Raw genomic sequence first — 26,865 nt, forward strand, 5'->3', positions numbered from 1 at the left:
CGCGTGAGACCTATGTCGATTCCAAACTCCATCAAGATCACCCCGGAACTCGTTGCATCCCACGGGCTGAAGCCCGACGAATACCAGCGTATCCTCGACCTGATCGGACGGGAGCCGAGCTTTACCGAGCTTGGCATTTTCTCGGCCATGTGGAACGAGCACTGCTCCTACAAATCCTCCAAGAAGTGGCTGAAGACCCTGCCGACCAAGGGTCCGCGCGTCATTCAGGGCCCCGGCGAGAACGCCGGCGTGGTCGATATCGACGACGGCGACTGCGTCGTCTTCAAGATGGAGAGCCACAACCACCCGTCCTATATCGAGCCCTATCAGGGTGCGGCAACGGGCGTCGGCGGCATCCTGCGTGACGTCTTCACCATGGGCGCACGCCCGATCGCGGCCATGAACGCCCTGCGTTTCGGTGCGCCTGACCACCCGAAGACCCGCCACCTCGTGGCCGGCGTCGTCGCCGGTGTCGGCGGTTACGGCAATTCCTTCGGCGTGCCGACTGTCGGCGGCGAAGTGGAATTCGATCCCCGTTATAACGGCAACATCCTCGTCAACGCCTTTGCCGCCGGTCTTGCCAAGTCCAACGCGATCTTCCTCTCGGAAGCCAAGGGCGTCGGCCTGCCGGTCGTTTATCTCGGTGCGAAGACCGGCCGCGATGGCGTCGGCGGCGCGACCATGGCATCCGCCGAATTCGACGAATCCATCGAAGAAAAGCGCCCGACCGTTCAGGTCGGCGACCCCTTCACCGAAAAGTGCCTGCTGGAAGCCTGCCTTGAGCTGATGAAGACCGGCGCGGTCATCGCCATTCAGGACATGGGTGCGGCCGGCCTCACCTGCTCGGCCGTTGAAATGGGCGCCAAGGGCGATCTCGGCATCGAGCTTGACTTGAACGCCGTACCGGTGCGCGAAGAGCGCATGACGGCTTACGAAATGATGCTGTCGGAAAGCCAGGAGCGCATGCTCATGGTTCTCGAGCCCTCCAAGGAAGAAGTCGCCAAGGCGATCTTCGTCAAGTGGGGTCTGGACTTCGCCATCGTCGGCAAGACCACCGATGATCTGCGCTTCCGCGTGCTGCACAATGGCGAGGAAGTCGCCAACCTGCCGATCAAGGAACTGGGCGATCAGGCTCCGGAATATGACCGCCCGTGGACATCCGCCAAGGTGCCCGCGCCGCTGGCGGAAAACGACGTCCCCGCCGCCGATATCGCCGATGCGCTGGTGTCGCTGGTCGGTTCGGCCAACAACTCCTCGCGCCGCTGGGTCTACGAACAGTATGACACGCTGATCCAGGGCAATTCGCTGCAGCTTCCCGGCGGCGATGCCGGCGTGGTTCGCGTCGAAGGCCATGACAAGAAGGCGCTCGCCTTCTCCTCCGACGTCACACCGCGTTATGTCGAGGCCGATCCCTTCGAAGGCGGCAAGCAGGCCGTAGCCGAATGCTGGCGCAACATCACCGCAACCGGCGCTTTGCCGCTTGCCGCAACCGACAACCTCAATTTCGGCAATCCGGAAAAGCCCGAGATCATGAGCCAGCTGGTCCATGCCATCAAGGGCATCGGCGAAGCCTGCCGCGTGCTGGAATTCCCCATCGTTTCCGGCAACGTCTCGCTTTATAACGAGACCAACGGTCAGGCGATCCTGCCCACCCCCACCATCGGCGGCGTCGGCCTCCTGAAGGATTGGGGCCGCATGGCGCGCATCCGTTTCGCCGCCGCTGACGAAGTGGTGCTGCTCGTCGGCGCACCTGCCGGTCTCGGCACGCATATCGCCCAGTCGGTTTACATGCGTGACATTCATGGCCGCATCGATGGTCCCGCGCCGCATGTCGATCTCACTGCCGAAAAGAACAACGGCGATTTCGTCCGCAGCCTCATCACCGACGGTCTTGCCACCGCCGTTCACGATTGCTCCTCGGGCGGTCTCGCGCTTGCGGTTGCCGAAATGGCGATTTCGTCGGGCATCGGCGCGACCATCGACGCGGTCGAAGGCCACAACCCGGTCCTCACCTTCTACGGCGAAGATCAGGGCCGTTACGTTCTGACGGTCAAAAAGGCCGATCTCGACGAGGTGCAGACAGCGGCGAAGGCGGCGGGCGTTTCCTGCCCGGTCATCGGCGTTACCGGCGGTTCCACCGTAAAGCTGGGCACGGCGCGGGCTGTCGAGATTAAAGAATTGCACTTGGCCTATGAATCGTGGTTCCCTCAATTCATGGACGGCGAAACTTTGCTCGCCGCAGAATGAATTAAGGAGAAACACCATGCCCATGAAACCCGGCGACATTGAAGACATGATTAAGGCGGGAATTCCCGGGGCAAAGGTCACGATCCGCGATCTGGCCGGTGATGGCGATCATTACGCGGCGGAAGTCGTTGCGGAAGCATTCAAGGGCAAGACCCGCGTGCAGCAGCACCAGATGGTCTATGACGCGCTGAAGGGCAATATGGGCGGCGTTCTGCATGCGCTTGCCCTGCAGACCTCGGCTCCCGAATGATTGCACCCGTGAAAGCGGTTCCGGCAACAGACCGTCTCTGTCCCGCCTGCGGCAGAGCGTGAAACCTGCGGAATAAATCAAGGCCCGCGTGATACTCTCACGCGGGCCTTTTTCATGTCCGGCCGAATGGGTTGGTGCCGCTTACAAGGCGGGCGGCGTCTGCGAATCCAGAGCGGCGAAGGAGGCGGCAGGCAAGGGTCCTGCCGTCAGCAGGGTAAAATCGTAACCGGATCTGCGGTCCGGCCCCAGAACATATTGCCGGTGCATGCGCAGGAAGTTGCGCTTGTTCTTCTTATAGCGGTCCGGCGAGAGCGAATGCTTGAAACGGATCGGCACGATCTTCGGCTGCGGCGCATCCCTGTGACCGGTCAGGCCCACGGTATTGCACCGGTAGAGATGAATCGGATCGGTCAGGCACTGGATATCGAACCATGTCACCTCCGGGTGACGAGCGATCGAGCCGACGCTTTGGCGAAGCCTGTCCGCACTCGTCAGGAACGCACATTGCAGCGCCGCCCCGCCCAAGGTCGCAAAGGACAGTTTCCGGCCATCCAGCGCATCCGGCTTCAGCTCCAGCACGCGGCCGATCACGGCGAGCGCAAGGCTGGCGCCCATGCTGTGCGACACCACCAGAACCTCATCCGCGGGCTGCTCCAGCGCCGTCAGAACGAGCGCTGCCCTCTCTTCGATCCAGTCGCGGGCAATCGGCTCATCGCGGCCGACCGCGAGCGCGAACCGCCAGTCCGCATAAAGATGCAGGGTGTGAAACCGCTCCGCAAACGGCAGGAAAGCCTTCACGAAAAACAGGGCGGCGACGGGAAAGCTGATCGCCAAGAGCCAGAGAGGTAGAGCGAAAATTAAGGGCGACAGGGCAATAGCCGCCGCAAGCGCACCGCCGACAAGCATCAGCAGGAACGGAAAGATGAAGAACAGCCCAAAACGCCAGGCGTGACGGAAGTAACGCGCCGCACCGCCCTCGGCGATGATACCGGCTCCGGCCTTGAAACCGAGCCAGATCTGCCGCCAGACGGGCGCATCCCGCAATTGCGATATCACCGCATTATGGTCGTAAACGAAAATGTCGGAGCGCGTCCGCCAGTCGCCCGCCGAAGCCTCCACCGTGAATGTTTCGCCCCCGGGCGCATTCTCCAGCGGCCCCACGGCATAATCGACATCCCATGTCTTGCCGGCCAGCGCCGCCGCCCGCTGGTAACGCAGATGATGGGCGGCCGCATCGAGCGGATCGAAACCGGGGAAATAAAGAACAAGTCGTGACTTGACGGCTGGCATGCATGAACCTTCGGCCGGAGCATTTCCAGTAAAAGCGCAATCGCTTTTACGTTAAGACAATGCGTAAAAACAAAGAGATAGTGCGCTTTTGCGTTTCGGAGAAAAGCAAAACCGCGCTAGAGACACCCGAAAGGATCGCTTGATACAGCGGGCGATGCACGTATAGTAAAAATCGCGACGGAAATGTGATTTATTTATCGGTGATGGAAATTTGTCTGGCATCGTCGATCAAGTGCTCAACGGCGTCGTCAAGGGCGCACTGTCTGAAATCCTCACCAAGACCGGCATCCGCAAGACCCGCCGCGCGCGCCGGACGAAAAGCACCGGCTCGCTGGCCGGCGGCATCGTCGGCTCGGTTCTGGAAGCCGCGATCAATGCCGCAGTCAAACCCAAGCCGGCCAAGAAGCAGGTGAGCAAAAGGCGCACAGCCGCTGCCCGCAGCAGACAACGATATCGATGATGTATCGCCTCCCCCTGCTTCCCGCCTTTTTACTACTGGCGATTTCGGGGCCGTTACAAGGTGCCGCAGAGGTTAAGAGCAGCAAAGAGATCAAGATCGGCTTCGTCGTGGAGCTTGATGGTGCTGATCGGATATCCGGCACAGCCTTCTGCAAAACCGGCAACACCTGCCGCCTGGTGGACCAGAAAAGTCCAAAGTTAATTCTCGATATTGAAGTGAACAGTTTCTATAGCGAAATGGAGATTGACTGTGAGGACGATTGCTCGTTGCCGAGCGGCAGGCGAGCCATAACGTTCGATAACACTCGCGAATTCGATATTTGGGAAGGCGAAACAGGTGTATTGATACAATCAGTCTTCAGACGGTGGGAGCGGATAGGAAAAATCGTTCTCGACTTTTCTTACCCGAAGAGAACGATGCGCTGGTAGCCGGAGTTTCGACCCGCAATCAGCGATGCCACGCCCGTGCATTTTTTACGCTTCCCGGGTGGAAATCGCGCCGCGACATGTTATTTAGGAACAAACAGAAAGCAGCGGCCTTGAACCGCATGTGAAAGGAATAGGCCTATGAGCGGCATTCACGACATGATCGACAGCGAAGTGAAGAGCAACGACATCGTTCTTTTCATGAAGGGCACCCCGCAATTTCCGCAGTGCGGTTTTTCCGGCCAGGTGGTACAGATCCTCGATTATCTCGGCGTCGACTACAAGGGCATCAACGTGCTTGCCGATGCAGATATCCGCCAGGGCATCAAGGACTACTCCAACTGGCCGACCATCCCGCAGCTCTACGTCAAGGGCGAATTCGTCGGCGGCTGTGACATCGTAAGAGAGATGTTCCAGTCCGGCGAACTTCAAAACCACTTCCAAGAACAGGGTATCAGCGTCCGCGGCGCGGCCTGATTTCGGCCGGTTCATCCGGCCCACCCTGATTGTCAGAAATTTATGCCAGGCGTTGCTTCATGCAACGCCTTTGCCGTTCTTTTTGGGGCAATCCTGTGACAAATCTTTCACAATCCACCGCTTCGCGCGCAGGCTCGATGGGGCGCACGGAATTCATCGCGCTTGCCGCGATGCTGATGGCGCTGAACGCGCTTGCTATCGACATCATGCTGCCCGGTCTTCAGGAAATCGGCGCTTCGCTCGGCGTCGAGAACGAAAACCACCGCCAATATGTGATTTCCAGCTATCTTCTCGGCTTCGGCATCGCCCAGCTTCTGTACGGACCGATTTCGGACCGTTTCGGACGCCGCAAGCCGATGTTCGTCGGGCTTGCCATCTACATCGTTTCAGCCATCGCCGTGGTCTTCGTACCGTCCTTCTCCGGGCTTCTGATGCTGCGCTTCATTCAGGGCATCGGTTCGGCGGCCACGCGTGTCATCACGGTCTCCATCGTGCGCGATATCTATGGCGGACGGCAGATGGCGGAAGTCATGTCGCTGATCATGATGGTCTTCATGGTCGTGCCGGTCATTGCGCCCGGCACCGGCCAGATCGTGCTGTTTTTCGGTGACTGGCACCTGATCTTCGCTTTCATGGCGGCCATTGCCGCCGTGGTGACGGCCTGGATGTATTTCCGCCTGCCGGAAACCCTGCATCCGGACGATATCCGCCCCCTGACCGCAAGCTCGATCCTCGGCGGTTTCAAGATCGTGCTCACCAACCGTATCGCGCTCTGCTATACGCTCTCCAGCACCTTCATCTTCGGGGCGCTGTTCGGCTTCATCAACTCGGTCGAACAGGTCTATAAGGGCATTTACGGGCTCGGCGCATGGTTTGCGGCGGCCTTTGCGGGCGTGGCGCTGTTCATGGCCTTCTCCTCCTTCGTCAATGCAAGGCTGGTCGGCCGGTTCGGCATGCGCAAGCTGTCGCATGGCTCGCTACTTGGCTTCATCGCCATCACCTTCGTCTGGCTGCTGGTGCAGGTGCTGGGGCCGGAACCGATGCCTTTCGCCATCTTCATCGTGTTCTTTGCGCTCGCCATGTTCCAGTTCGGCTGGATCGGCTCGAACTTCAACTCGCTCGCCATGGAGCCGCTCGGCCACGTCGCCGGCACGGCATCCTCCGTCATGGGCTTCATGGGAACCGTCGGCGGCTCGCTGATCGGCGCGGCCATCGGCCAGTCTTTCGACGGCACGGCGCTGCCCATGGTGGCGGGCTTCTTCGCCGTCTCCATCGTCGGCCTCATCTTCGTGCTGATCGGTGAAAAGGGCGTGCTGTTTCAGGCGCATAACAAGCCGACCCGCTGAGGGGCGATAGAAAAATGAAAGGGCGCGGAATTCTGTTCCGCGCCCTTTTTATTGATTGACGGTTCAATTTATCCAATGTCACTCCGGACTCAAACCGTAAAAATCTTCTCCCGCAGCAGTTCCCACGTCTCCTGATCCGGCGCGAGCAGCAGCCCGCCATCCAAATGGCTCGGCAGATAGGGCGAGCCGTCGAGGCGCGCCGCATAGGCGCCCGCTTCCTGCGACAGCAGCGTGCCGGCCAGATGGTCCCAGGGCATCAGCTTGTTATACATCAGGAAATGCATGTGGCCGCCGCAGAACAGGCGGTATTCATGCGCCGCGCAGCGATAGCTGGTGAAGAGCCGCACATCGGCGAGGTTCGTCAGGATTTTGCGCCGTGTCTCCACGTCGAAATAGCCGGTATTGGCGATGCCGACCATCTGCGACAATTCCGGCGCCGGCACGACCGACATCTCGGTCTGCGAACCGTCGGCGCTGCAAAGCCACGCGCCGGAACCCTTTTCGGCAATCGCCCAGTCATTGCCCATGGGATCGAAGATGAGGCCGGCAACGGTCTCGCCCTTGGAGATGACGCTCATCATCACGCCGAAGAGCGGCAGGCCGGAAGCGAAATTATAGGTGCCGTCGATCGGATCGACCACCACGGCAAGATCGGCATCGGCAAGCTTGCCGAGCAGCGACGCATCCGCCGCCACCGCCTCTTCGCCGATGAACAGCGCATCAGGCATGATGTCCTGCACACGCGCACGGATCAGCCGCTCGGCGGCCTCGTCAGCCTCGGTGACGAGATCGATCGCCTCGCTCTTGATCCGCACATCGCCTTCGCCCAGATTGCGGAACCGCGGCAGGATTTCCACTGCCGCCGCCTCCTGAAGCGCATTGGCGAGAGAGGCGATGTCGAGTTCGAGAGCCATGGGCGATATCCTTCTATTTGAGCGCGATCTTATAAGGCGACGATTTCCCGTCGCAGCATCTTCCAGCTTTCCTTGTCGGGAGCGGACAGGATGCCGCCCTCCGTTTGCCCCGGCCGATAGGGCGTATTGTCGAAACGAGCCGTGTAACCGCCCGCCTCCTGATGAATGAGCACGCCGGCGAGATGATCCCACGGCATCAGCTTTTCATGGCCGATGAAATGCAGCTTGCCGGCCGAGGCGAGCCAATATTCATGTGCCGAGCAGTTGAGCGACAGCGCCATCTTGATCTTCGCCATATTGGCGGCAATCACCGGCCGGCGATCCTGATGGCTGTGGCCCCAGGAAAAGATGCCGACCATGTCGGACAATGGCGCGGGATCGGCAACCCTTAGCTTCGCCTGCGAACCGTTCCTGCGGTTGAGAAACGCACCCTCGCCTTTCAGGGCAACGATGGTATCGCCCATCACCGGATCGTGGATGATGCCCGCCACCGTCTCGCCCTTGACGGTGACCGCAAGCAGCGTGCCGAAAGCGGGAAAACCGGAAGCATAATTGAAAGTGCCGTCGATGGGGTCGATCACGAAGGCAAGCGGCGCATCGGCAAGTGCGGGAATGACGGATTGGTCCGCCTCATAGGCCTCTTCGCCGACGATATGGGCCTTCGGAAATCGCTGAAGGAGAGCAGCGGTGATCGCCTTTTCCGCCAGAACATCGGCCTCGGTGACGAGATCGACGGCCGAGGTCTTTTCGGAGATCGCACCGGCGCTCAGGTTTCGGAAGCGGGGAAGAATTTCATTCGCGCCGGCAGCGGCAACGGTGGAAACGAGGAAGTCGATATCTTTGTCGGAAAGGGTCATCGGGCGGGGCACTTCTTCATAAGGGGGAGTTGGCCTCCCTACGCTCTTCAGGTGACGCCCCGGTGACAGAAAGCGCCGAAAAATCAAAAAGCTTGGGATCGAGCAGATGCGACGGATTGACATGGGCAAGCGCCCTCAGCATCACGTCCTTGCGGCCGGGCATACGCCGCTCGATATCCGCCAGCATCTCCTTCATGGCATTGCGCTGAAGCCCGTCCTGCGAGCCGCAGAGGTCGCAGGGAATGATCGGGAATTCCATCGCCGCCGCAAATTTCGCCATATCCTCTTCGGCGCAATAGGCAAGCGGGCGCATGACCATCAGGTCGCCCTCGTCGTTCAAAAGCTTCGCCGGCATTCCGGCCAGCCGGCCGCCGTGGAAGAAGTTCATGAAGAAGGTTTCGAGAATATCCTCGCGATGATGGCCGAGCAGCAGCGCGTCGCAACCCTCCTCCCGCGCGATGCGGTAGAGATTGCCGCGCCGAAGCCGCGAACAGAGCGAACAGTAAGTGCCGCCGGAAGGCACCTTTTCTTTCACCACGGAATAGGTATCGCGATATTCGATGCGGTGGGGCACACCGATCTTCGCCAGATACTCCGGCAGTACGTGTTTGGGAAAATTCGGCTGGCCCTGATCGAGATTGCAGGCCACCAGTTCCACCGGCAAAAGGCCACGCCACTTCAGATCGAGCAGCAGCGCCAGCAGCCCATAGCTGTCCTTGCCGCCGGAAAGGCCGACCAGCCAGCGCTTCTGGCCCTTCAGCATGCCGAAATCCTCGAAGGCCTGGCGAACGTTGCGCAACAGCCGCTTGCGCAGCTTGTTGAAGGAAACCGAGCGTGGTGCATTGTCGAACAGGGGATGCGAGCTGCCGTTTTCTTCGGACGCGTCCTGATCCGCCCCGATCCGGTCGGCCCCAGCCTGATCTACAAAATCATCAATCTTGGTGAGAATGTTCATCATCAGCTCGCTCCGGCACGACTGCCGTTCTTCATGCAGGCAATGCCCCCATCCGCCGGCAATATCAAGCCCCGAATACCGACCAGCCTGTTTTCGTCGCCAGCATTTCCAGCGCCTGTGACCCGAGCGCCGAGTTTCCGACCTTGTTGAGCCCCGGCGACCAGACCGCAATCGACGCGTTGCCGGGCGCCACCGCCATGATGCCGCCGCCAACGCCGCTCTTGCCCGGCAGGCCGACATGATAGGCGAAATCGCCCGATCCGTCATAATGGCCGCAGGTCAGCATCAGCGCATTGATGCGCCGCGCCCGACGGTCCGACACAACCGTATGCCCCGTCAGCGGATTGCGGCCGCGATTGGCAAGAAACAGCCCGGCGCGGGAAAGCTGAGCGCAGGTCATGGAAAGCGCGCACTGGTGGAAATAAACGCCGAGCGTATATTCCACGGGATGATGCAGATTGCCGAAGGAGCGCATGAAATTGGCGAGCGCGAAATTGCGGAACCCCGTCGCCTGCTCGGATTTCGCCACCGTATCGTCAATGCTGATCGTATCGTCATCCGCGAGATAACGCACGAAACGCAGAAGCTCACCGATTGCCTCACGCGGCTGGTGGCCGGCAAGCACGATATCGGTCACGACGATAGCCCCGGCATTGACGAAGGGATTGCGCGGGATTCCGTGCTCATGCTCAAGCTGGACGATGGAATTGAAGGAAGAGCCTGAAGGCTCGCGCCCTACCCGGTTCCATACCGTTTCACCGGCCTTGCCGAGCGCCAGCGTCAACATGAAGACCTTGGAGATGCTCTGGATCGAAAACGGCGTGAGCGCATTGCCGGCCGTATAGGTGGTTCCATCGACGGTGGTGATGGCGATGCCGAACTGGTTGGGATCGACCTTGGCAAGTTCGGGAATGTAATCCGCAACCTTCCCCTCGCCGAGCCTCGGCGCCATGCTGTCGTAAATGGAATCGACGATCGCCTGAATGTCCTGCATGCAAAGCCTTCCCCACAAACAAAAAAGCCGCCCCGAAGGGCGGCTTCCTGAATACTGAAACGCGTCGATTAACGCGAGTAGAATTCGACGACCAGATGCGGTTCCATGACGACCGGGTACGGCACGTCGGAGAGAGCCGGAACGCGGGCGTAGGTCGCAACCATCTTGTTGTGGTCAACTTCGATGTAGTCCGGAACGTCGCGCTCAGCGAGCTGAACGGCTTCCAGAACGGTTACGAGCTGCTTGGACTTCTGGCGAACTTCGATAACGTCGCCCGGCTTGCAGCGGTAGGAACCGATGTTGACGCGAACGCCGTTAACCGTGACGTGGCCATGGTTGATGAACTGGCGCGATGCAAAAACGGTCGGAACGAACTTGGCGCGGTAGACGATGGCGTCCAGACGCGACTCGAGCAGGCCGATGAGGTTTTCGGAAGTGTCACCCTTGCGACGGTTTGCTTCGTCGAAGGTGGCGCGGAACTGCTTTTCGCGCAGCTCGCCGTAGTAGCCCTTGAGCTTCTGCTTGGCGCGCAGCTGCGTGCCGAAGTCGCTCATCTTGCCCTTGCGGCGCTGGCCGTGCTGGCCCGGGCCGTATTCGCGGCGGTTAACCGGGGACTTCGGACGGCCCCAGATGTTTTCGCCCATGCGGCGGTCAATTTTATACTTAGCCGATTCGCGCTTGCTCATCGTATTTCCTTCTCAAAAGGTTATGCCGGTTTGTTGCCAAACCGGTTCAAGGAAACACGCCCTCCTCTGAAGCCCGTTTCAGGGCCTCTGACAGGCTTCTCACATGCAAATGGAGAAACCACGGGACATGTCGGTGATATTGACCGCCGAACGTCAGCCTTTAAACTGCAAGGCAGTCAACAAAACACACCGGACATCACTGCCCGGCGTTGGGGCGGCTTCTATAGTCGTTTTACAAATTTGTCAAACAGCGCCTGCCAATTTTTTCTCGAGTTTGCCCTTGAAAACATCGAGGGGCCACCCATTTACCCATCGTGATCAGAACTCGGGCCCCTCTGACGTGTTACCGGACAACACGTGATGTCGAGTTTCTTTAGGTTGGGGCCCACGTATATTCTTGACACACGTTCCCCATCCGCAAAGCCAACCTCGTCCGGCTAAAGGTTGACTGATGGAGTTCCTCCTCAACGATTTTCTCGGCACCCCCACATGGATGTGGGCTGTCTTCATTTCTCTCGTCCTTGGCCTGCTCGCGCTCGATCTCGGTGTGCTGCACAAGAACTCCAAGGAAATCGGCGTTCGTGAAAGCCTGCTGATGTCCGGCTTTTACATCGCCATCGGCTTGGCCTTCGGCGGCTGGATCTGGTACCAGTCCGGCGAACAGTCGGCGATGGAATATGTCACCGGCTTCGTGGTCGAAAAAAGCCTGGCGATGGATAATATCTTCATCATCGCCATGATTTTCTCCTATTTCGCCATCCCCCGCCAATATCAGCACCGCGTGCTGCTCTGGGGCATCCTCGGCGTCATCGTCCTGCGCGGCATCATGATCGCCGGCGGCGCGGCCATCGTCGAAAACTTCCACTGGGTGCTTTATCTCTTCGCGGCCTTCCTCGTTTTCACCGGCCTCAAGATGCTGTTCTCGTCCGACCATGATGAATCGGATATCGGCAATAACCGCATCCTGAAGTTCCTGCGCAGTCACCTTCCGGTGACAAGCAGGCTGCATGGCGAGAAATTCTTCGTCAAGGAAACCGATGAGGCCACCGGCAAACTCAAGACCTTCGTGACGCCGCTCTTCCTGGCGCTCATCATGGTCGAAATCGCCGACCTGATCTTCGCAGTCGATTCGATCCCGGCAATCTTCGCGATCACCACCGATCCGTTTATCGTCTACACCTCGAACATCTTCGCGATCCTCGGCCTGCGCGCCCTCTATTTTGCGCTTGCCGCCCTGATCCACCGCTTCGCCTATCTGAAATACGCGCTGGCTGCGGTTCTGGTTTTCGTCGGTTCGAAGATTTTCGTCGCGGATATGCTCGGCATCGCCAAGATCCCGCCCGCCGTCTCGCTGGGTGTCACGGTCGCCATCCTCGCAACCGGCATCATCGGTTCGCTGATCGCGACGCGGAAAGAAGAAAAGGCCATCGAGTAATGAAAAGCAAGGAGGAGGCGTCATCGCCTCCTCTTTCTTTTTTGACGACGAAAATATATAATCCGTATTATTGATACGACCCTAGAATATACTTCCCAAGTTTTGAAACAGACTTCCAATTCATTGCTTTAAAATGACCTTTGAACCCGTTGACCAAGCCATTTCCGAACAGAAACTCTGGCGAGCGAAGGAAATCCTTCAAGGCAGGCTCAGCCATCCTGAAGTCGATCTGGCGCTCTTTCAAAAATACGGCGAAGTACTGCTCGAGATGAACGATCTCGTTGAAGCGGGGCGCATGTTGTTCTGCTCCGGCGCGCGCAAAGAACGTTTCAGGGAAGCGATCGATATATTCCTGTCGAGAAACAACCGGCGTGAACCGCAGCGCTTTCTGGCGCAATTGCCCTCTTCCATAAGACGGCAACGGCATCTGGCGGAATTTATCGCCTCGCCGGAATTCGAACGCAGCGGATGGACAGCGGCGCAGCTCTCCCGGGTCGCTCCCGTAAAAACGGATGTCAGCACCCGCCCCTATCAACGGCCGCACCGATTGGCCTCGGCACTTGTCATAGCCGTTATTGTTTGCGTGCTGGCTTTAAGCCTCGTCGGCCTCTACACGACGATCCGCTTCGCAGTGCGGGTTTTGGCGGAATAGCGATTACTCCGCCGCGAGCCGCGCATCGTCCTCTGCCGCATCCGCGTCACCCGGTGCGGTTTTCGCGTCGAGATCGGGAAACGCCACGATCCGCTTGCCGGAGAAATCGGCATGCACCACCACAAGCTCCTTCTCCTCGAAATAACCGAGCAGCCGCCGCGCGCGGCGGGCGGAATGGGTGCCGTAGGCGCGGGCGATGCGGGCATCCGACGGACAACGCTCCTCCCCAAGAGCGGCCTTGACCAGCAGCAGGAAAACACCCTGCAGGTCGTCGGAAACCGACGTCGACAGTTCCAGCGCCTTTTCCCAGCCTTCGCTGGCGGCCATCGCCGCATCCACGCCTGAGCGGGCAATCGCCACCTGTCGGCGGAATTCCGGCAGCGTCATCGGCGTGCCGGGAATACGGCGCATGCGGGCGCGCACCAGAAAATCCTGATAAAGCACGGCATCGGTTCGATAGGCCGATTGCGGATCGTCGAGAATTTCGACGAGAACCGTCGCGATTTTCTCCTCACGCTCCTCCGGCGTCATCTCCGGCTGGCCGCTTCGCGGCTGCTCGGGTGAAGGACCGACGGCAGCAGGCGTGGAACGGGAGAGTTCGGCCAGAATATCCGTGGTCGGGCGTGGTGCTGGCGGTGTGCGGCGCACGGCAGGCCGTGTAAACTCTTCCGGATCCGGCGTGAAAATAAGGTCTTCGACATCTGGCAGTGCATCCGGCAGCGGCATCAGCTTCGGCGAAGAGGAACGCGCCGAGGTTTCCACCGGGCCGATGACGATGGGAAGCGGCCGGCGCGACAGCGCCGGGCCGAGCGCCACGAAATTGCCGCGCTGCAGATCGCGGAACATTTCCGCCTGCCGCCGGTCCATGCCGAGCAGGTCGGCCGCGCGCGCCATGTCGATATCGAGGAAGGTGCGGCCCATCAGGAAGTTCGAGGCTTCCGCCGCGACATTCTTGGCAAGCTTCGCAAGACGCTGCGTGCGATGACGCCGGCCAGCCCGCGCTTACGCCCACGGCACATCAGATTGGTCATGGCGCCGAGCGAGGCCTTGCGGGCATCCTCGGTCACCTCGCCGCCGACGGAGGGCGCAAACATCTGCGCCTCATCCACCACGACAAGCACCGGATACCAGAATTCACGATCCGCATCGAACATGCCGTTGAGGAACGCGGCGGCGGCCCGCATCTGCTGTTCGATATCGAGGCCTTCAAGCGTCAGCACACAGGAGACGCGGTGCTGGCGAATGCGGTTGGCAATGCCGGCAAGCTCCGCTTCGGTACGCTCGCCATCCACCACCACATGACCGAACTTGTCGGAAAGCGTGACGAAATCGCCTTCGGGATCGATGATGACCTGCTGCACCCATTGCGCCGATTGCTCGAGCAGCCGACGCAGCAAATGCGACTTGCCGGAACCGGAATTGCCCTGCACCAGCAAACGCGTTGCAAGCAATTCCTCGATATCGAGCTTGGCCTGCTGCCCGCCCGATAGGGTTCCCATGTCGATGCCGACCTGCAATGTTTCGTTCCTCGTGCTGCATGTCATCCGGCCGATTCCCGTGGCGGCGGCCGAACATGCTCTTTACCAAAAAATCGCCGGTTGCGTCTGCCGCATCCCGATAATGCACAGGCAATTCAATATTCCGCCTATGCGGGCCGACCCCGAAACCAGGAAAAGGCGATACGCCGCCCGAAGACGTTGAGCATCAACCCCAGAATCACCAGCGCCGCGCCCACCACCTCGAAGACGGTGATGTGCTCCGCAAAAGCGAAATAGGCACTGACGAAACCGACCACCGGCACCAGCAGCGAAAAGGGCGCCACGGTTCCGGCCGGATAACGCAGAAGCAGATAACTCCAGATGCCCGCGCCCACAATGGTAGCGCCATAGGCCATATAGACCACCACGAAAGCCGTCATTGCCGTTGCGTTGGCAAGTCCTTCGGCAATCGCACCCGGCCCTTCCACCACCAGCGAAAGCGCCGCCAGCGGCAGGACCGGCACCAAGCTAGTCCAGGCAACAAAGGAAACGGCGTTCACCTGGCCGATACGCCTGTTGACGATATTGCCGCAGGCCCAGGCAATCGCCGAGCCGATACCCATCAGAAGCGGTACGAGAGCCGCAGCCGTCATGCGCTCCACGCCGATCACCGCAAGCCCGCTGAAAGCGATGACCGCGCCGACGACCTGCGAAGGCAAAGGCCGCTCGCCGAGAAACAGCACGGCAAGCGCCAGCGTGAAAAAGGCCTGAGACTGCATGACCAGCGACGCAAGCCCGGCGGGCAGACCGAGCTTGATGGCCGGATAAAGCAGGCCGAACTGCACGAAACCCATGGCCATGCCGTAAACGATCATATGCCGCCACGGCACATTCGGTTTCGGCAGGAAGAATACCAGAGGCACGGCCGCACAGAGATAACGCAGCGCCGTCAGAAACAGGGGCGGCATGTCCGCGACCCCGATCTTGATGGCAACGAAGTTGAAGCCCCACAAAAACACGGTGATCAGGGCGAGAAGAATATGCGGCAATGCCATTTTGTTATGTCCGAATTTCAGGCGATCGACACCTCAGATGTTTGAGGGGCTTTACGCCGAAACCGCCCTCTTCCAGCCGAAGGCAACGAGACCGGCGCCGATCAGGAGACCGCCGCCCGTGCGGTTGACGATGCGCTGAACCTTCGGTTTGCGGATCGTATTGCGGGCGGCACTTGCCAGAAGTCCATAAAGCGCCGCATTCACCGTGGCAAGCACCAGGAATGTGACTTCGAAAATCAGCACCTGCGGCCAGAAGGGCAATGTCGGCACCAGAAACTGCGGCAGGAAGGCCACGAAGAACACGATGCTCTTCGGGTTCAGCGCGGTGACGATATAGGCATGCAGGAAGATTTTGAGCGGCCTTTCGCGGCCGGTCACGCCCGTCCCTTCCGCACCCTCGCCGCCGACCGGCGAACGCCACAGCTTGATACCGAGATAGATGAGGTAAGCCGCACCGATCCATTTAAGCCCGGTGAAAAGCGCCGCCGATGTGGCAAGCAGCGCGCCGAGCCCCAGCATGGAAGCCGTCATCGCGGTGAAATCACCAAGCGCCACGCCCGTCACCGTCGCCGTGCTGGCCTTGCGGCCATGGCCGAGCGCATAAGAAATCACCAGCAGGATCGTCGGTCCCGGAATGGCAAGCATGATGGCGGATGCGGCCACGAAGGCCAGCCAGTTCTCCAGCGGCATGATGAATCTCCCTATCTGATTTTTAGGAGCAAGCCACCAAAACCAGAAGGTATCAAGCCAAATCTTCGAAGATTATGCCGCCCTGTCATCCAACGGACGAACGGGCGGCTGCTCACGTTTCATCGCCTGTGCGAGATCGTAATTCGACTGCATGGCAAGCCATGCCCGCGCGGTGCTGACCCCTGCCCGCTCCAACCGTAAGGCAAGGTCTGGGCTGACTCCTGCCCGTCCGTTCAAGACCCGCGAAAGCGCCACGCGCGACATTCCAAGCCTTTCAGCAGCGTCTGTTACGGAAAGCTGAAGTGCGGCAATAACCTCCTCCCGCAACAATTCACCGGGATGAACAGGAAATTTCATCATTGGAACAATTCCCTTCAGTGATAGTCCTGATAGTCGACAAGTTCGACGTCGCTATCCAGAAATCGAAACGTCACACGCCAGTTTCCATTCACCCATATGGACCAGTGGCCCCTCATATCACCCTTTAACGGATGAAGTTTGAGACCAGGAAGATTAAGATCGGGAGCGCCTGCCGCAACCTCAAGCAAGGTTAGTATTCGGCCAAGCTTGGCGGCATGGGCAGGCTGAATACCCTTCGTCGTCCCGGAACGATAAAAAGCTTCTAGCCCTTTGTGTCGGAAACTGACGATCATAGGAACACCGTATCCCGTATCGCATCGCTATACAATACGTAACGGCAGAGATGCGGCGGCCGCCCCGACGTTTTCGCCGGAGAGGCCTTTGCCAATCAAAACCGGGGCGCCCAGTAAGGAACCTCCCAATCCCGTCGCCGCTTCACCCGCGACGGCTCAAGGCCGATATCGACCAGAAGGCGCTCTGGCAGATCGGCAGGATCGGTCGGCGGTGCGCGCGGCACCACTGCGGCAATGAGAACCGCCTTCAGGGTTTTCCAGACACCGAATGTGACGAACAAGCGATCGACCGCATCCGGCAGCGCATATGCTACCAATGGTTGATTTTTCTGCATGGGAAATCCATCCCGGCGCGGCAAAGCGGCCAGGTCCTTTATCGATGGAAAACGACATGCCGGAAGCGCGGACGCAGCAGCAGGGCCACGCGGACGCACGATCACATGTCGAACGAAGTGAAAATGCCAAACGGCAGGAAAATCAGGCTTTAAGCCTTATCGGAGGGAGATGCCTCGGGTCACATAACCGCCGATAATCATGCCGGAAAGGCCCGACATGCCGTTAAGGCGCATATTGATGTCATTGGTCATTCCACGCCTCCATTTATAGCGGTTACAGACAAGAGGCATCTTACACAAGAAATCCGGCGCGACAAGTGGTCGCAATCTCGAATTGCAAAAGACGGATAAAACAGATGCAAAAATACAACAGGCGCTCAGGCCGCCGAAACGCTGAGACCGAAACCCTGCATCAGCCGCCGGGTGGCGAAATCCGGCTTGCCGGAGGTGAAGACGGCAAAATCGAAACCATCCGGATGCTCCGCATCCTGCGGCAGCGGCACGAGGTGGCGCGCGCGCCGCGCAATCGCCTCGGCGGGGTCGAGCCAATCCACCGGCCATGGCGCCAGCCTGCGAAACAGATTGGCCATGAAGGGGTAATGGGTGCAGGCAAGAACGACGATATCCGTGCGTTTTCCCTCGCTGTCGATGAAGCAGGGTTCGATTTCGGCAAGCACAGCCTCATCCGAAACCGGCTCGCCCCTGATCCAGCTTTCCGCCATGCGCGCCAGGTTTTCAGAGCCGACGAGGCGGACATGGCATTGGCTGGCGAAGGACTGGATGAGATCGCGCGTATAGGCGCGCTTGACGGTGCCCGGTGTCGCCAGCACCGAAACGAGGCCCGAGCGGGTGCGCTCCGCCGCCGGCTTGATGGCGGGCACAGTGCCAACGAAGGTCATCTGCGGAAAGCGGGCGCGAAGATCTGCGCCAGCGAGCGTGAAGGCGGTGTTGCAGGCGATGATGCAGACTTCCGGGCTATATTCGTCCAGCAGCTTGTCGAAGAGCGAGAGAATGCGCGCCTTCAGCGCCTCCTCCTCCCAGCCGCCATAGGGGAAACCCGCATCGTCGGCCACATAGATGAAGCCGCGCTCGGGCATCAGCACCCGCGCCTCACGCAGCACGGTCAGCCCGCCAATGCCGGAATCGAACACCAGTACCGGTTTCAGCACATCGGCCGCCGCCTCACTCGTCTTCAGCATTCTCCCCTGCTCCCTCGGCCGACGGCCCCGCTGCCCTTCCCGCCTGCTTCGGCCACTGCCGTGGAAAGCGGTCGAGCGAATTGATCACGCCACGGAAAACGCTGATTTCCTGCTCGGAAAACCCGCGTCGCGACAGCACGGCGCGCAGATTGTCGACCATTTTCGGCTTTTTTTCAGCGGGATGAAAATAACCCCGCGCATCCAGCGCTTCCTCGATATGTTCGAACAGGCCGAAAACCTGTTCCTTGGTCGAAGGACGTTGCTCGACGGACTGGAAAAGCGTCTCTCCCAGATCGTCCATGCCGGATTTCATCCATTCATAGGACATCAAAAGCACGGCCTGTGCGATATTGAGCGAGGCAAAAGCGGGATTGACCGGAAATGTCACGATCTCGTCGGCCAGCGCCACTTCCTCATTGGTCAGCCCCCAGCGCTCGCGGCCGAAGAGGATACCGGTCTTTTCGCCAGCCTTGAATTTTGCCCTGAGGGTATCGGCGGCGGTGACGGGCGCACGCACCGGCTTGAAACCGTAACGCTCGCGCGCGGTCGTGGCATAGACGAAGTTCAGGTCCTTGATCGCCTCTTCCAGCGTCTCGAATACCTTCGTGGCGTCAATGACGTGATCGGCCTTGGAGGCCGCGGCGCGCGCCTTCTCGCTCGGCCAGCCATCACGCGGATTGACCAGACGCAATTCGGCCAGGCCGAAATTGGCCATGGCCCGCGCCACCATGCCGATATTTTCGCCGAGCTGCGGTTCGACGAGAATGATCGCGGGGCCTTCCGCCACAAGTTCGAGATCGCTGTTTGTGCCTGCCATCGTCTTTTGTCCGTGTGTTGAAGCGTCGCATCGATTTTCAGCCCGACGCGCTAAAGCGCGCTTCACTGGCACAGATCGGCGCCAAAATCAAAGCCGGCGCGGAGAAAGCCTGGCTTCACCCCGCTGGCAAGACGCCCCTTATTGCTCGCCCTTGATGATCGTCGCCATCTCTTCGCGCAGCGAATCCCTGCCCTCATCGCCGACCCGGTGAATATCGCTGATGACTGGCCGGCCGTCTTCCTCGACGACGTCGAAATGCACTTCGTCAACCGTCGCCTTCATCTCCGCCTCGTCCATGCAGGCCCAGAGCTTGAACTTTGCGGTCACGTCCGTCACGCCGTCCTTCACCGCGCCCGGCGTCACGGAAACATCGGCCAGCGGGCAGCCATCCTGCGAGTTCGTCACGACATCGTAACCGAAGGGATCGCCGGTCTCGCCGCTTTCGGCCTCATAAGCCGGCTTCTTGGAGGCTTCGCGATATTGCGCGACGAAATCCTTGCTGAACAGGCTGGTCAGCATGTCCTCGTCGAAAACGTATTTCCAGTTTTCCGCCTCGCCCGACCAGTTCTTGACGGTGATATCCATCACCTTCTGGACGGGATCGGCAGGCCCGGCGGCGAGCGCGCTATGCGAAAAGAGGACGGCGGCAGTCAGAAGCAGAATATTCCGCATGATGTGATCCCGGGATAGGCCCGACAGGCGGGCGAAGCGATTCGCCTGACTGTATTCCGGCATTATGGTTTGGCAATGCGCAAAGCGTTATTGCGCTGCGCCAAAAAAGCGCCCCCCATGGCTTTGCCTCAGGCGCGCGCGATGCTATAGCCGCACCGGATATTTTTCCGGATACCGGCGCCATCCGGCGCCACAGCTTCGAAGGTGAGGAATTCATGGCAAAGATCAAGGTAGCCAATCCGGTCGTCGATCTCGACGGCGACGAAATGACCCGTATCATCTGGCAGCTCATCAAGGACAAGCTGATCCTGCCATACCTCGATCTCGACATCGAATATTACGACCTCTCGGTTGAAAACCGCGATGCCACCAACGACCAGGTCACGGTCGATGCGGCGCACGCCATCAAGAAGCATGGCGTCGGCATCAAGTGCGCAACCATCACCCCGGATGAAGCCCGCGTCGAGGAATTCGGCCTGAAGCAGATGTGGAAGAGCCCGAACGGTACGATCCGCAACATTCTGGGCGGCGTCATCTTCCGCGAGCCGATCATCTGCAAGAACGTTCCGCGCCTCGTTCCCGGCTGGACCAAGCCGATCGTCGTCGGCCGTCACGCTTTCGGCGACCAGTACAAGGCAACCGATTTCAAGTTCCCAGGCAAGGGCAAGCTGACCATCAAGTTCGTCGGTGAAGACGGCCAGGTCATCGAGAAGGACGTCTTCGACGCCCCGAGCGCCGGCGTGGCACTTGCCATGTACAACCTCGATGAATCGATCCGCGAATTCGCCCGCGCCTCCATGAACTATGGCCTGATGCGCAAGTGGCCGGTTTACCTCTCCACGAAGAACACCATCCTCAAGGCCTATGACGGCCGCTTCAAGGATATCTTCGAAGAAGTCTACCAGAACGAATTCAAGAAGCAGTTCGACGAAATCGGCATCACCTACGAGCACCGCCTGATCGACGACATGGTCGCTTCCGCGCTGAAGTGGTCCGGCGGCTACATCTGGGCCTGCAAGAACTATGACGGCGACGTGCAGTCCGACACGGTTGCGCAGGGCTTCGGCTCGCTCGGCCTGATGACCTCCGTTCTCCTGTCTCCCGATGGCCGCACGGTCGAAGCCGAAGCCGCACATGGTACGGTGACGCGCCACTACCGCCAGCACCAGAAGGGTCAGGAAACCTCGACCAACTCGATCGCTTCGATCTTCGCCTGGACCCGTGGCCTCGCCCACCGCGCCAAGCTGGACGACAATGCGGAACTGGCAAAGTTCGCGGCAACGCTCGAAACCGTCTGCGTCGACACCGTCGAAAGCGGCTACATGACCAAGGATCTGGCGCTCCTCATCGGACCGGACCAGCCCTGGCTTTCCACCACCGCCTTCCTCGACAAGATCGACGAAAACCTCAAGAAGGCAATGGCGGCTTAAGCCGGCCTTCCCAGCGACTTCAAAACCCGGCCTCAGCGCCGGGTTTTCTTTTTTGTTCACAGTATCTTGATTAGCCGTTGTACTAGGCGCAGACTTCGATTCCGCGTGCTGCGGCCAGTACAACAATAAGACAAAGCTTAAACAGCATCTACTTGCACATAACTTGCCCGGCACAGTCAAACGTTCATCGGAGCATCGGCGCGATCTTAGGGAACACGCGAAGGATGTTGCGAACTTTAAAAATGCGAAGCGCAGGCGCGAAATCCTCATCGGTTTTCCCATGATGCTTCGGCGATTTTGCTTGGGGAGGCAAAAGCATGAGTGAATTGATCTTCTACACCAACCCCATGTCGCGCGGACGCATCGCGCGATGGATGCTTGAGGAAGTGGGCGTTCCTTACCGAACGGAAATACTGGGCTTCGAGACCTCGATGAAATCGCCCGCCTACCGGCTGATAAATCCGATGGCGAAGGTGCCCGCCATCAAACACGGCGATACCATCGTCACCGAGGCGGCGGCGATCTGCGCCTATCTCGCCGATGCCTTTCCCGGCGCGAACCTTGCGCCCACACCCAAGGCGCGCGGGCTTTATTATCGCTGGATGTTCTTTGCCGCAGGCCCGCTGGAAATGGCGGCGAGCATGAAGGCGATGGGTTTCGAAGTGCCCAAGGAGAAGCTGCGCATGGCCGGCTGCGGCAGCTATGCGGATGTGATGAATACGCTTGAGCGGGCCGTCAGCGAAAACCGCTTCATCGCCGGCGATCTCTTCACGGCGGCGGATGTCTATGTCGGCGCGCATATCGGCTGGGGCCTGCATTTCGGCACCGTCGAAAAACGCCCGGCCTTTCTCGATTACATGGCCCACCTCACCGACCGCCCGGCCTACAAGCGGGCCGCCCAGCTCGACGAGGAAGCAGCGAAGGACTTGCAGGCAACCGGATAAGACCGGCCAGCCACGCCGCTACCGATAAACAATAGCCCGCCCGAAAATCGAATATCCTATCGATCATCGCGGCGGGTTATGTACCGGACTGGCCGAGCGGCTCCCCGACCTCTATCGCGTGCCCGTCCGGATCGTAAAAACGAAACACCCTCTGCCCCCAGGCCTGTCGCTCGAGTGGATGGATAAGCTCCACATGCGGCGCGATATTTCGAAAAGCTGCATCGACATCCGCATGTTCGAAATAAAGCAGCATATTCCGTCTGCCATAGGGCTCTTCCGCGCCCGACGATGTGCCCCAGACCGTCTCCGCGAGCGACCGCCCCTCATGAATTGCAAAGCCAGTTTCAAAGAGGACGAAGTTTCCACAATCCTCGACAATCTTCAGGCCGAGCCTGTCACGATAAAACGCCTTCGAACGGCCGATATCGCGCACGAAAGGAATAGGATTTACAAAGCGCATCGCTTCCCTCCGTCGCGTCCTCGGCGCGCAACCATCTTGTCTTTGAAGGCGGAAACAAAAAAGGCGGGGTAAAACCCCGCCCTCTTCAATTCACGCCGATCAGGCAGCCAGCGCCGCCGCCACCGCTTCGATGGCATCCTGCGCCCTGGCGCCATCCGGGCCGCCGGCCTGCGCCATATCGGGACGGCCGCCGCCGCCCTTGCCGCCAAGTGCGGCGGAAGCGGTGCGGACGATATCGACAGCGCTGAAACGGGCCGTCAGATCTTCGGTAACGGCTGCGACAGCGCTTGCCTTGCCGTCCTCGGAAACGGCGATCAACAGCACGACGCCCGAGCCGAGATTGGCCTTGGCCTCATCGGCAAGACCCTTGAGATCCTTGGCATCGATGCCGGACATGGATTTTGCCAGGAAGTTGACGCCCGCAACCTGCTTGACGTCGCTTGCGCCGGCATCCGCCGAACCGCCGCCCATGGCAAGCTTCCGGCGGGCATCGGCAAGCTCGCGCTCCAGCTTCTTGCGCTCATCGAGCAGACCTTCGACACGAGACAGCACATCGCCCGGCTGAACCTTCAGCGAAGAAGCGAGCGCCTTCACCCGCTCATCCTGTTCGGCCAGATAGGCAAGCGCGCCCGGTCCGGTCACGGCTTCGAGACGGCGCACGCCCGCACCGACGGCGCTTTCGCCAAGAATGCGGATGAGGCCGATCTGGCCGGTGGCCGCCACATGCGTGCCGCCGCAAAGCTCGACGGAATAGGGACGGTTGGCTTTTGCGCCATGCAGGCCGGTGCCCATGGAGACGACGCGAACTTCGTCGCCGTATTTTTCACCGAACAGCGCCATGGCGCCCTCGGCAATGGCGTCGTCGACGCTCATCAGGCGGGTCACGACCGGCGAGTTCTGCAGCACGATTTCGTTCGCCATTTCTTCGACGACCTTCAGCTCCTCGGCCGACATCGGCTTCGGATGCGAAACGTCGAAACGCAGGCGCTCGGGCGCAACCAGCGAACCCTTCTGGGCAACGTGTGTGCCGAGCACTTCGCGCAGCGCCTCGTGCAACAGGTGGGTGGCGGAATGGTTGGCGCGCAGGCGCGAACGGCGGTCATGATCGACCGTCAGCTGCACGGCATCGCCCACCTTGAGGCCGCCCTTGGAGACCGTGCCCAAATGCACGAAGAGGCCTTCGCCCTTCTTCTGGGTATCGGAAACGGTAAAGGCGCCATTGTCGCCGGAGATCACGCCGGTATCGCCCATCTGGCCGCCGGACTCACCATAAAACGGCGTCTGGTTGACGACGACCTGCACCGTCTCGCCATCGGCAGCGCTTTCCACAGCCTTGCCGTCCTTGACGATTGCCTGGATGACGCCTTCGGCGGTTTCGGTGTCGTAACCGAGGAATTCGCTCGCGCCGAGCTTTTCCTTGAGCTCGAACCACACGGTTTCGGTCGCCTTGTCGCCGGAACCGGCCCAGTGCGAGCGGGCTTCGGCCTTCTGGCGCTCCATCGCATCGGTGAAGCCGGAAATATCGACGCCGATTTCGCGGGCGCGCAGCGCGTCCTGCGTCAGATCCAGCGGGAAGCCATAGGTGTCGTAAAGCTTGAAGGCGGTCTCGCCATCCAGCATGTCGCCCTTGTGCAGCGTCGAAGTGGCGTCGGAGAGCAGCGACAGCCCGCGTTCCAGCGTCTTGCGGAAACGGGTTTCCTCAAGCTTCAGCGTCTCGGAAATCAGCGCCTCGGCACGGACCAGTTCCGGATAGGCGCGGCCCATCTGCTGCACCAGCGCCGGCAGCAGCTTGTAGATCAGCGGCTCGCGCGCGCCGAGAAGTTCGGCATGGCGCATGGCGCGGCGCATGATGCGGCGCAGAACATAACCGCGACCTTCGTTCGACGGCAGAACGCCATCAGCGATCAGGAAGGCGGACGAACGCAGATGGTCGGCGATGACGCGGTGGCTGGCGCGCTTTTCGCCTTCGGCCGGAACGCCGGTCGCTTCCACGGAAGCGGCAATAAGCGCACGGAAGAGGTCCGTATCGTAATTGTCATGCTTGCCCTGCAGCAGCGCCGAAATACGCTCAAGGCCCATGCCGGTGTCGATCGACGGACGCGGCAGGTCGATGCGCTCTTCCTTCGTCAACTGCTCATATTGCATGAAGACGAGGTTCCAGATCTCGATGAAACGGTCGCCATCTTCTTCCGGCGAGCCGGGCGGGCCGCCCCAGATATGATCGCCATGATCGTAGAAGATTTCCGAACAGGGACCGCAGGGGCCGGTATCGCCCATCGCCCAGAAATTGTCGCTGGTCGGAATGCGGATGATGCGGTCGTCGGAGAAACCGGCGATCTTCTTCCAGAGGTTAAAGGCCTCGTCGTCGGTGTGATAGACCGTGACCAGCAGACGGTTGCGATCGATGCCGAATTCCTTGGTGATCAGGTTCCAGGCGTGGGTGATCGCTTCTTCCTTGAAATAATCGCCGAAGGAGAAATTGCCGAGCATTTCGAAAAAGGTGTGGTGACGGGCGGTATAACCGACATTGTCGAGGTCGTTATGCTTACCGCCGGCGCGCACGCATTTCTGCGCCGAAGCGGCCGTGGAATAGGGACGGCTTTCAAGACCGGTGAAGACGTTCTTGAACTGCACCATGCCGGCATTGGTGAACATCAGTGTCGGATCGTTGCGCGGCACCAGCGGGCTGGAGGGCACGATCTCGTGTCCGTTCTTCTTGAAGTAGTCGAGAAAGGTCGACCGAATTTCATTCACACCGCTCATGCCCACACACCGCTCACAGCTGGAGTCCATCATTGCCATCGGGAACGATGGCTTTATTGCAAAATCACTGGCTTTTATCGTTCGCATCCTGCCCTGTCCAGCCATGGAGGCGAAGCAAGACATATAGGCAAATAAAAAGGGCCACGCGAAGAAAAATCGCACGACCCTTTTTTGATCTATACCAGTTCGGCAAAGTCTGCGGGCGGCAATGCCCGAGCCTTCACGGAAGGTGTCAGCCGTCGTCGGAGCCGTCGTCGCCTTCGCCGGCGTCCGGCCCGCCATTCTGCAGGAAGCGGTCAGCGATCAGGCCCGCATTCTGGCGCAGCGCCAGTTCGATTTCATTGGCCGTTTCCGGATTGTCGCGCAGGAATATCTTGGCGTTTTCACGCCCCTGCCCCAGACGCTGGCTATTATAGGAGAACCATGCACCGGACTTCTCGACGATGCCGGCCTTCACGCCGAGATCGACAAGCTCACCGGTCTTGGAAACGCCTTCGCCATACATGATGTCGAATTCCACCTGCTTGAAGGGCGGCGCCATCTTGTTCTTGACGACCTTCACACGCGTCTGGTTGCCGACAACCTCTTCGCGCTCCTTGACGGCGCCGATACGGCGGATGTCGAGACGAACGGACGCATAGAACTTCAGTGCGTTACCGCCCGTCGTCGTTTCCGGCGAACCGAACATGACGCCGATCTTCATGCGAATCTGGTTGATGAAGATCACCATGCACTTCGACTTGGAGATCGACGCCGTCAGCTTGCGCAGCGCCTGGCTCATCAAACGCGCTTGAAGACCCGGCAGGCTGTCGCCCATTTCACCTTCGATTTCCGCCCGCGGCGTCAGCGCCGCAACGGAGTCGACGACCAGCACGTCAACCGCGCCGGAACGCACCAGCGTATCGGTGATTTCCAGCGCCTGCTCGCCCGTATCCGGCTGCGAGATCAGAAGGCCCTGCAAATCCACACCGAGCTTGCGGGCATAGACCGGATCGAGCGCATGTTCGGCGTCGACGAAGGCGCAGATGCCGCCCTTCTTCTGCGCTTCGGCAATGGTCTGCAATGCCAGCGTCGTCTTGCCCGAGCTTTCCGGGCCATAAATTTCAATGATGCGCCCCTTCGGCAGACCGCCGATGCCGAGCGCGATATCCAGGCTGAGCGAACCCGTCGAAACGGTCTCCACTTCAACCACGTTTTCATTGGAACCGAGCTTCATGATCGATCCCTTGCCGAACGACCGTTCGATCTGGGAGAGCGCCGCTTCCAGTGCCTTGCTTTTATCCACCGATTTATCCTCTACGAGACGCAAAGAATTTTGTGCCATCCGAACCACCTTTAGGTTATTGAAGCCGCACAGGCAATGAAGCAGTATGGAAACGGT

27 protein-coding genes and 1 pseudogene are annotated in these 26,865 nt (G+C 59.8%); 10 read left to right on the forward strand and 18 right to left on the reverse strand.

What is annotated here, in order from left to right; translation table 11 throughout:
• The first annotated feature begins 12 nt into the window (after window positions 1-12).
• Together purL and L904_RS08385 are read left to right on the forward strand one after the other, a co-directional pair.
• The gene (purL, locus tag L904_RS08380) at window positions 13-2,247 is read left to right on the forward strand and encodes a phosphoribosylformylglycinamidine synthase subunit PurL (RefSeq protein ID WP_020810371.1); all 2,235 of its coding nucleotides are present in this window, start codon (window positions 13-15) and stop codon (window positions 2,245-2,247) included.
• 16 nt (window positions 2,248-2,263) lie between these two features.
• Window positions 2,264-2,497: a BolA/IbaG family iron-sulfur metabolism protein gene (locus tag L904_RS08385; RefSeq protein ID WP_003507909.1), complete on the forward strand. Its 234-nt coding sequence runs from the start codon at window positions 2,264-2,266 to the stop codon at window positions 2,495-2,497.
• Between the two features lie 141 nt (window positions 2,498-2,638).
• Here L904_RS08385 and L904_RS08390 read toward each other — a convergent pair whose 3' ends face one another.
• Window positions 2,639-3,787 (reverse strand): hypothetical protein, encoded by a 1,149-nt coding sequence (locus L904_RS08390; protein ID WP_020810372.1) that lies wholly within the window; start codon window positions 3,785-3,787, stop codon window positions 2,639-2,641.
• A gap of 211 nt (window positions 3,788-3,998) precedes the next feature.
• Here L904_RS08390 and L904_RS08395 point away from each other — a divergent pair, with 211 nt between their 5' ends.
• The 4 genes from L904_RS08395 (at window position 3,999) to L904_RS08410 (ending at window position 6,495) form a co-directional block, all read left to right on the forward strand.
• Window positions 3,999-4,247 carry a hypothetical protein gene (locus L904_RS08395; protein WP_003520431.1) on the forward strand — a complete coding sequence of 83 codons (249 nt, stop codon included), beginning with the start codon at window positions 3,999-4,001 and terminating at the stop codon, window positions 4,245-4,247.
• The gene (locus tag L904_RS08400; protein WP_020810373.1) at window positions 4,244-4,675 is read left to right on the forward strand and encodes a hypothetical protein; all 432 of its coding nucleotides are present in this window, start codon (window positions 4,244-4,246) and stop codon (window positions 4,673-4,675) included. The genes L904_RS08395 and L904_RS08400 overlap by 4 nt, the downstream gene beginning before the upstream one ends.
• Before the next feature lie 138 nt (window positions 4,676-4,813).
• Window positions 4,814-5,149, forward strand: a complete 336-nt coding sequence (gene grxD / locus L904_RS08405) for a Grx4 family monothiol glutaredoxin (RefSeq protein WP_003520429.1) — start codon at window positions 4,814-4,816, stop codon at window positions 5,147-5,149.
• A 137-nt stretch (window positions 5,150-5,286) separates the two neighbouring features.
• Window positions 5,287-6,495, forward strand: coding sequence for a multidrug effflux MFS transporter (locus L904_RS08410; protein WP_035263090.1), 1,209 nt, complete (start codon window positions 5,287-5,289; stop codon window positions 6,493-6,495).
• 89 nt (window positions 6,496-6,584) lie between these two features.
• On the opposite strand, the gene L904_RS08415 is transcribed toward L904_RS08410, so the two are convergent.
• From L904_RS08415 to rpsD, 5 genes are all read right to left on the reverse strand, one after another.
• Window positions 6,585-7,409, reverse strand: coding sequence for an inositol monophosphatase family protein (locus L904_RS08415; RefSeq protein WP_035263088.1), 825 nt, complete (start codon window positions 7,407-7,409; stop codon window positions 6,585-6,587).
• 29 nt (window positions 7,410-7,438) lie between these two features.
• A complete protein-coding gene (locus L904_RS08420) occupies window positions 7,439-8,266 on the reverse strand; it encodes an inositol monophosphatase family protein (protein WP_035263086.1) in 828 nt (275 codons plus the stop codon).
• A 16-nt stretch (window positions 8,267-8,282) separates the two neighbouring features.
• Complete coding sequence (gene ttcA / locus L904_RS08425) at window positions 8,283-9,224, reverse strand: tRNA 2-thiocytidine(32) synthetase TtcA (protein WP_035263084.1); 942 nt, start codon at window positions 9,222-9,224, stop codon at window positions 8,283-8,285.
• 61 nt (window positions 9,225-9,285) lie between these two features.
• Window positions 9,286-10,215 carry a glutaminase gene (locus L904_RS08430; protein WP_003520424.1) on the reverse strand — a complete coding sequence of 310 codons (930 nt, stop codon included), beginning with the start codon at window positions 10,213-10,215 and terminating at the stop codon, window positions 9,286-9,288.
• Between the two features lie 68 nt (window positions 10,216-10,283).
• The gene (gene rpsD / locus L904_RS08435) at window positions 10,284-10,901 is read right to left on the reverse strand and encodes a 30S ribosomal protein S4 (protein ID WP_003520423.1); all 618 of its coding nucleotides are present in this window, start codon (window positions 10,899-10,901) and stop codon (window positions 10,284-10,286) included.
• Between the two features lie 451 nt (window positions 10,902-11,352).
• Here rpsD and L904_RS08440 point away from each other — a divergent pair, with 451 nt between their 5' ends.
• Window positions 11,353-12,336: a TerC family protein gene (locus L904_RS08440; RefSeq protein WP_020810453.1), complete on the forward strand. Its 984-nt coding sequence runs from the start codon at window positions 11,353-11,355 to the stop codon at window positions 12,334-12,336.
• Between the two features lie 133 nt (window positions 12,337-12,469).
• Window positions 12,470-12,988 carry a DUF6584 family protein gene (locus tag L904_RS08445; protein ID WP_020810454.1) on the forward strand — a complete coding sequence of 173 codons (519 nt, stop codon included), beginning with the start codon at window positions 12,470-12,472 and terminating at the stop codon, window positions 12,986-12,988.
• A 3-nt stretch (window positions 12,989-12,991) separates the two neighbouring features.
• Here L904_RS08445 and L904_RS08450 read toward each other — a convergent pair.
• From L904_RS08450 to L904_RS08490, 9 genes and pseudogenes are all read right to left on the reverse strand, one after another.
• Window positions 12,992-14,505 (reverse strand): annotated as a pseudogene (locus tag L904_RS08450) (helicase HerA domain-containing protein).
• 128 nt (window positions 14,506-14,633) lie between these two features.
• Window positions 14,634-15,521, reverse strand: coding sequence for an EamA family transporter (locus tag L904_RS08455; RefSeq protein WP_020810456.1), 888 nt, complete (start codon window positions 15,519-15,521; stop codon window positions 14,634-14,636).
• Window positions 15,522-15,572: 51 nt separating this feature from the next.
• The gene (locus L904_RS08460; RefSeq protein ID WP_020810457.1) at window positions 15,573-16,211 is read right to left on the reverse strand and encodes a LysE family translocator; all 639 of its coding nucleotides are present in this window, start codon (window positions 16,209-16,211) and stop codon (window positions 15,573-15,575) included.
• A gap of 72 nt (window positions 16,212-16,283) precedes the next feature.
• Entirely contained in the window at window positions 16,284-16,571 is a 288-nt protein-coding gene (locus L904_RS08465) for a HigA family addiction module antitoxin (RefSeq protein WP_020810458.1), read from the reverse strand.
• 14 nt (window positions 16,572-16,585) lie between these two features.
• Window positions 16,586-16,864 (reverse strand): type II toxin-antitoxin system RelE/ParE family toxin, encoded by a 279-nt coding sequence (locus L904_RS08470; protein WP_020810459.1) that lies wholly within the window; start codon window positions 16,862-16,864, stop codon window positions 16,586-16,588.
• A 95-nt stretch (window positions 16,865-16,959) separates the two neighbouring features.
• Window positions 16,960-17,199: a hypothetical protein gene (locus L904_RS08475; RefSeq protein WP_020810460.1), complete on the reverse strand. Its 240-nt coding sequence runs from the start codon at window positions 17,197-17,199 to the stop codon at window positions 16,960-16,962.
• A gap of 377 nt (window positions 17,200-17,576) precedes the next feature.
• The gene (gene murI / locus L904_RS08480; protein WP_020810462.1) at window positions 17,577-18,398 is read right to left on the reverse strand and encodes a glutamate racemase; all 822 of its coding nucleotides are present in this window, start codon (window positions 18,396-18,398) and stop codon (window positions 17,577-17,579) included.
• Window positions 18,382-19,215: an RNA methyltransferase gene (locus L904_RS08485; RefSeq protein WP_003520414.1), complete on the reverse strand. Its 834-nt coding sequence runs from the start codon at window positions 19,213-19,215 to the stop codon at window positions 18,382-18,384. The genes murI and L904_RS08485 overlap by 17 nt, the downstream gene beginning before the upstream one ends.
• 138 nt (window positions 19,216-19,353) lie before the next feature.
• A complete protein-coding gene (locus L904_RS08490) occupies window positions 19,354-19,887 on the reverse strand; it encodes a hypothetical protein (RefSeq protein WP_003520412.1) in 534 nt (177 codons plus the stop codon).
• 215 nt (window positions 19,888-20,102) lie between these two features.
• Here L904_RS08490 and L904_RS08495 point away from each other — a divergent pair, with 215 nt between their 5' ends.
• Window positions 20,103-21,317 (forward strand): NADP-dependent isocitrate dehydrogenase, encoded by a 1,215-nt coding sequence (locus tag L904_RS08495; protein ID WP_003520411.1) that lies wholly within the window; start codon window positions 20,103-20,105, stop codon window positions 21,315-21,317.
• 317 nt (window positions 21,318-21,634) lie between these two features.
• The gene (locus L904_RS08500) at window positions 21,635-22,261 is read left to right on the forward strand and encodes a glutathione S-transferase family protein (RefSeq protein ID WP_020811594.1); all 627 of its coding nucleotides are present in this window, start codon (window positions 21,635-21,637) and stop codon (window positions 22,259-22,261) included.
• A 76-nt stretch (window positions 22,262-22,337) separates the two neighbouring features.
• On the opposite strand, the gene L904_RS08505 is transcribed toward L904_RS08500, so the two are convergent.
• The 3 genes from L904_RS08505 to recA form a co-directional block, all read right to left on the reverse strand.
• Window positions 22,338-22,721, reverse strand: a complete 384-nt coding sequence (locus L904_RS08505; protein ID WP_020811593.1) for a VOC family protein — start codon at window positions 22,719-22,721, stop codon at window positions 22,338-22,340.
• Window positions 22,722-22,820: 99 nt separating this feature from the next.
• On the reverse strand, window positions 22,821-25,484 hold the full coding sequence (gene alaS / locus L904_RS08510) for an alanine--tRNA ligase (protein ID WP_059762499.1): 2,664 nt from the start codon (window positions 25,482-25,484) through the stop codon (window positions 22,821-22,823).
• A gap of 232 nt (window positions 25,485-25,716) precedes the next feature.
• Complete coding sequence (gene recA / locus L904_RS08515; protein ID WP_035260734.1) at window positions 25,717-26,808, reverse strand: recombinase RecA; 1,092 nt, start codon at window positions 26,806-26,808, stop codon at window positions 25,717-25,719.
• Window positions 26,809-26,865 lie beyond the last annotated feature (57 nt).

Origin of the sequence: Agrobacterium sp. LY4, assembly GCF_001526585.1 — a bacterium.
Classification (GTDB): Bacteria; Pseudomonadota; Alphaproteobacteria; order Rhizobiales; family Rhizobiaceae; genus Agrobacterium; species Agrobacterium leguminum.

Excerpts from the sequence above, each read along its gene's own strand:
- purL (WP_020810371.1), top strand. The coding sequence starts at position 13 with ATGTCGATTCCAAACTCCATCAAGATCACCCCGGAACTCGTTGCATCC.
- L904_RS08385 (WP_003507909.1), top strand. The coding sequence starts at position 2,264 with ATGCCCATGAAACCCGGCGACATTGAAGACATGATTAAGGCGGGAATT.
- L904_RS08390 (WP_020810372.1), bottom strand. The coding sequence starts at position 3,787 with ATGCCAGCCGTCAAGTCACGACTTGTTCTTTATTTCCCCGGTTTCGAT.
- L904_RS08400 (WP_020810373.1), top strand. The coding sequence starts at position 4,244 with ATGATGTATCGCCTCCCCCTGCTTCCCGCCTTTTTACTACTGGCGATT.
- grxD (WP_003520429.1), top strand. The coding sequence starts at position 4,814 with ATGAGCGGCATTCACGACATGATCGACAGCGAAGTGAAGAGCAACGAC.
- L904_RS08410 (WP_035263090.1), top strand. The coding sequence starts at position 5,287 with ATGGGGCGCACGGAATTCATCGCGCTTGCCGCGATGCTGATGGCGCTG.
- L904_RS08415 (WP_035263088.1), bottom strand. The coding sequence starts at position 7,409 with ATGGCTCTCGAACTCGACATCGCCTCTCTCGCCAATGCGCTTCAGGAG.
- L904_RS08420 (WP_035263086.1), bottom strand. The coding sequence starts at position 8,266 with ATGACCCTTTCCGACAAAGATATCGACTTCCTCGTTTCCACCGTTGCC.
- ttcA (WP_035263084.1), bottom strand. The coding sequence starts at position 9,224 with ATGATGAACATTCTCACCAAGATTGATGATTTTGTAGATCAGGCTGGG.
- L904_RS08430 (WP_003520424.1), bottom strand. The coding sequence starts at position 10,215 with ATGCAGGACATTCAGGCGATCGTCGATTCCATTTACGACAGCATGGCG.
- rpsD (WP_003520423.1), bottom strand. The coding sequence starts at position 10,901 with ATGAGCAAGCGCGAATCGGCTAAGTATAAAATTGACCGCCGCATGGGC.
- L904_RS08440 (WP_020810453.1), top strand. The coding sequence starts at position 11,353 with ATGGAGTTCCTCCTCAACGATTTTCTCGGCACCCCCACATGGATGTGG.
- L904_RS08445 (WP_020810454.1), top strand. The coding sequence starts at position 12,470 with ATGACCTTTGAACCCGTTGACCAAGCCATTTCCGAACAGAAACTCTGG.
- L904_RS08455 (WP_020810456.1), bottom strand. The coding sequence starts at position 15,521 with ATGGCATTGCCGCATATTCTTCTCGCCCTGATCACCGTGTTTTTGTGG.
- L904_RS08460 (WP_020810457.1), bottom strand. The coding sequence starts at position 16,211 with ATGCCGCTGGAGAACTGGCTGGCCTTCGTGGCCGCATCCGCCATCATG.
- L904_RS08465 (WP_020810458.1), bottom strand. The coding sequence starts at position 16,571 with ATGATGAAATTTCCTGTTCATCCCGGTGAATTGTTGCGGGAGGAGGTT.
- L904_RS08470 (WP_020810459.1), bottom strand. The coding sequence starts at position 16,864 with ATGATCGTCAGTTTCCGACACAAAGGGCTAGAAGCTTTTTATCGTTCC.
- L904_RS08475 (WP_020810460.1), bottom strand. The coding sequence starts at position 17,199 with ATGCAGAAAAATCAACCATTGGTAGCATATGCGCTGCCGGATGCGGTC.
- murI (WP_020810462.1), bottom strand. The coding sequence starts at position 18,398 with ATGCTGAAGACGAGTGAGGCGGCGGCCGATGTGCTGAAACCGGTACTG.
- L904_RS08485 (WP_003520414.1), bottom strand. The coding sequence starts at position 19,215 with ATGGCAGGCACAAACAGCGATCTCGAACTTGTGGCGGAAGGCCCCGCG.
- L904_RS08490 (WP_003520412.1), bottom strand. The coding sequence starts at position 19,887 with ATGCGGAATATTCTGCTTCTGACTGCCGCCGTCCTCTTTTCGCATAGC.
- L904_RS08495 (WP_003520411.1), top strand. The coding sequence starts at position 20,103 with ATGGCAAAGATCAAGGTAGCCAATCCGGTCGTCGATCTCGACGGCGAC.
- L904_RS08500 (WP_020811594.1), top strand. The coding sequence starts at position 21,635 with ATGAGTGAATTGATCTTCTACACCAACCCCATGTCGCGCGGACGCATC.
- L904_RS08505 (WP_020811593.1), bottom strand. The coding sequence starts at position 22,721 with ATGCGCTTTGTAAATCCTATTCCTTTCGTGCGCGATATCGGCCGTTCG.
- alaS (WP_059762499.1), bottom strand. The coding sequence starts at position 25,484 with ATGAGCGGTGTGAATGAAATTCGGTCGACCTTTCTCGACTACTTCAAG.
- recA (WP_035260734.1), bottom strand. The coding sequence starts at position 26,808 with ATGGCACAAAATTCTTTGCGTCTCGTAGAGGATAAATCGGTGGATAAA.